This is a genomic window from Marinimicrobium sp. UBA4509 (assembly GCF_002388575.1).
GTDB classification, from domain to species: domain Bacteria; phylum Pseudomonadota; class Gammaproteobacteria; order Pseudomonadales; family Cellvibrionaceae; genus Marinimicrobium; species Marinimicrobium koreense.
Genome location: NZ_DGMV01000034.1, coordinates 21,066 through 23,719, shown reverse-complemented (window position 1 = coordinate 23,719; position 2,654 = coordinate 21,066). Strand labels below are relative to the sequence as shown.

Sequence of the window (2,654 nt, the reverse complement as noted above, 5' to 3'; positions counted from 1 at the left end):
GGTGCGCGCGACATCGACGATATCCGCCAGTACGGCCGAGGCAGTGGGTTCGGCCCCAGCACCGGCACCATAATACAGGGTCGGGCCGACGGCATCGCCCTTGACCAACACGGCGTTCATCACGCCATCCACATTGGCGATCAGGCGCTTCTGGGGAATCAGGGTCGGATGCACGCGCAGCTCAATGCCCTTGGGCCCTTTCTGGGCAATCCCCAGATGCTTGATCCGGTAACCCAACTCCTGGGCGTACTGAACGTCCTGCGGGGCGATACGACTGATGCCTTCGGTGAATACTTTGTCGAACTGCAGGGGGATACCGAAAGCGATGGAGGCCAGGATTACCAGCTTGTGGGCCGCGTCGATGCCCTCGACGTCAAACGTCGGGTCGGCTTCGGCGTAACCCAGCTCCTGAGCCTCTTCCAGCACCTCGGAGAAACCGCGACCCTTGTCGCGCATTTCGGTGAGAATGAAGTTACCAGTGCCGTTGATGATACCCGCCAGCCACTCGATCTTGTTGGCAGACAGGCCCTCACGGATCGCCTTGATGATGGGGATACCACCGGCCACGGCGGCTTCAAAGGCGACGGTCACACCCTTTTCATTGGCGGCGGCAAAAATCTCGTTACCGTGCTCGGCAATCAGGGCCTTGTTGGCGGTAACCACGTGCTTGCCGTGCTCAATCGCCTTGAGAATCAGCTCGCGGGCCACATCAATTCCGCCGATCAGCTCGATCAGAATGTCGATGTCCGGGTTGGTGGCAACCTCAAAGATATCGCGGGTGACGTTCAGCCCGGAGATGTCGCAGTCCACATCGTCGCGACGACAGGCGACCTGGCCAATCACAATGTCACAACCGGCACGGGCGTTGATCACCCGGCTGTTGCGATGAAGAACGTTGACCGTGCCGCTGCCGACAGTGCCGAGGCCACAGATACCTATTTTGACCGGTTTCAAACTTCTCTCCCCCAAAAAATGAGCCCTGCTGGTAAAAGGTAACGCCCGCCAACGCTGGGTGCGGGCGGGCGAGACCGGCTATTCTACTGGAATGCGCGCCCCGGAGCGAGGCGCGGGCGAGCAACCTTACTGGGCCGCTCGCGAGGTGTCAATTGGCGACAGGGATGGGGCCATCAGAGCCCCAGAATCTGGGCGAGCTGCGCCGGCGGCACATAGCCGGGCTGCACCGTCCCGTTGGGCAGCACCAGCGCCGGCGTGCCGTTCACGCCGAACTCGCCACCGAGGCGATAATGTTTAGCCACCGGGTTGTTATCACAGGATTTGTTGTCCACCGATTGGAGGTTTTTCAGACGATCCAGTACGGCCTGCTGGTCGTCCGCACACCAGGCGGTTTCCAGCTTTTGGGCGGAGGGACTGCCCACACCGGCCCGAGGATAGGCCAGGTAACGAATTTCGATGCCCAAGTCATTGTAGCCGGGCTTGGTTTCACCACCGTCCTGATAGGCGCTCATCTGACTGTGCAGGCGACGGCAGTACCCGCAGTCCACATCCGTGAACACATACACCACCGCTTTGCTCTCACCCTCCGGAGCGAAGGCAATGGTGTCTTCTTCATCCAATTGAGCGGCAAGCTGCTTGCGCTTTTCCACGACCGCCGGGTCTTCGTAGCGCCCAAAGCCACCGGGCTCAATGGTGAACATGTCACCGGCAATCATCAGTTGCGCGTCCGGAGAGACATAGAGCACCGGTCCGCCGACCACCCGAGCCTGGTAAAGCCCCTCAATGGGCGCCGGGCGCACATCGGTAAACTCAAAATCGGGACGTGCCTCGGAGAGGGCCTTGAGAATACGGTCCTCGGTGGACATTTCCTGAGCCTGGGCCAACACACTCCCCATCAGGACCATCAGACCAACCGCCACTTGCTTCAACATAAACGTTTTCCTGTCACAATTTCAAAGTATTCAACGACACTGACGCGTCATCCCCGGGGGTGATGCTGGCGATGCTGCTCCTGCATCCGCGCCCGGGCGACATGGGTGTATATCTGGGTAGTCGACAGATCACTGTGGCCCAACAATAACTGTACGACCCGCAAATCCGCCCCGTGGTTCAACAGGTGGGTCGCAAAGGCGTGTCGCAGCGTATGAGGCGACAGGGGTTTGTCGATACCCGCCACCAGCGCCCAATGTTTAATTCTGTGCCAAAACGTCTGACGGGTCATCTCTCGGGCGCGAGTGCTGGGAAAGAGTACTTCACTGGGCGCATTATGCAAGAGCACAGGTCTCGCTTCCTGTAGATAACGGGAAATCCAGTCGATTGCTTCCTCACCGAGCGGCACCAGTCGCTCCTTACTGCCCTTTCCCATGACCCGGACCACCCCCTGGCGAAGATTGACCTGCGCCAGCGTGAGCCCCACCAACTCGCTGACCCGAAGACCACAGGCGTACAGAACCTCCAGCATGGTACGGTCGCGAAAGCCCACTGGATCTTCCAGATCCGGTGCCATCAGCAGCCGCTCAACATCGGCCTCGGTGAGGGACTTGGGTAACGATTTGGGCAGTTTCGGGTTGTCCACGAGGGCCAGGGGATTTTCCGCCAGCCGCCCTTCGCGGATCTGGTGGCGGTAAAAGCCGCGAACACAGGAGAGAAAGCGCGCCGTGGAGCGACTGGAATAGCCCTTTCGGTGACGGTAGGCGAGG

General features: G+C 60.1%; 3 protein-coding genes. All 3 read right to left on the bottom strand.

Annotated elements, in window-relative coordinates:
- Positions 1 to 954, bottom strand: a 954-nt coding sequence (locus B3520_RS04905; RefSeq protein ID WP_286875534.1) for a homoserine dehydrogenase, incomplete at its 3' end; no start/stop codon positions are given.
- A 173-nt stretch (positions 955 to 1,127) separates the two neighbouring features.
- Positions 1,128 to 1,886: a DsbC family protein gene (locus B3520_RS04900; protein WP_286805893.1), complete on the bottom strand. Its 759-nt coding sequence runs from the start codon at positions 1,884 to 1,886 to the stop codon at positions 1,128 to 1,130.
- A gap of 47 nt (positions 1,887 to 1,933) precedes the next feature.
- Positions 1,934 to 2,654, bottom strand: a 721-nt coding sequence (gene xerD / locus B3520_RS04895) for a site-specific tyrosine recombinase XerD (protein ID WP_286875532.1), incomplete at its 5' end; no start/stop codon positions are given.

Excerpts from the sequence above, each read along its gene's own strand:
- B3520_RS04900 (WP_286805893.1), bottom strand. The coding sequence starts at position 1,886 with ATGTTGAAGCAAGTGGCGGTTGGTCTGATGGTCCTGATGGGGAGTGTG.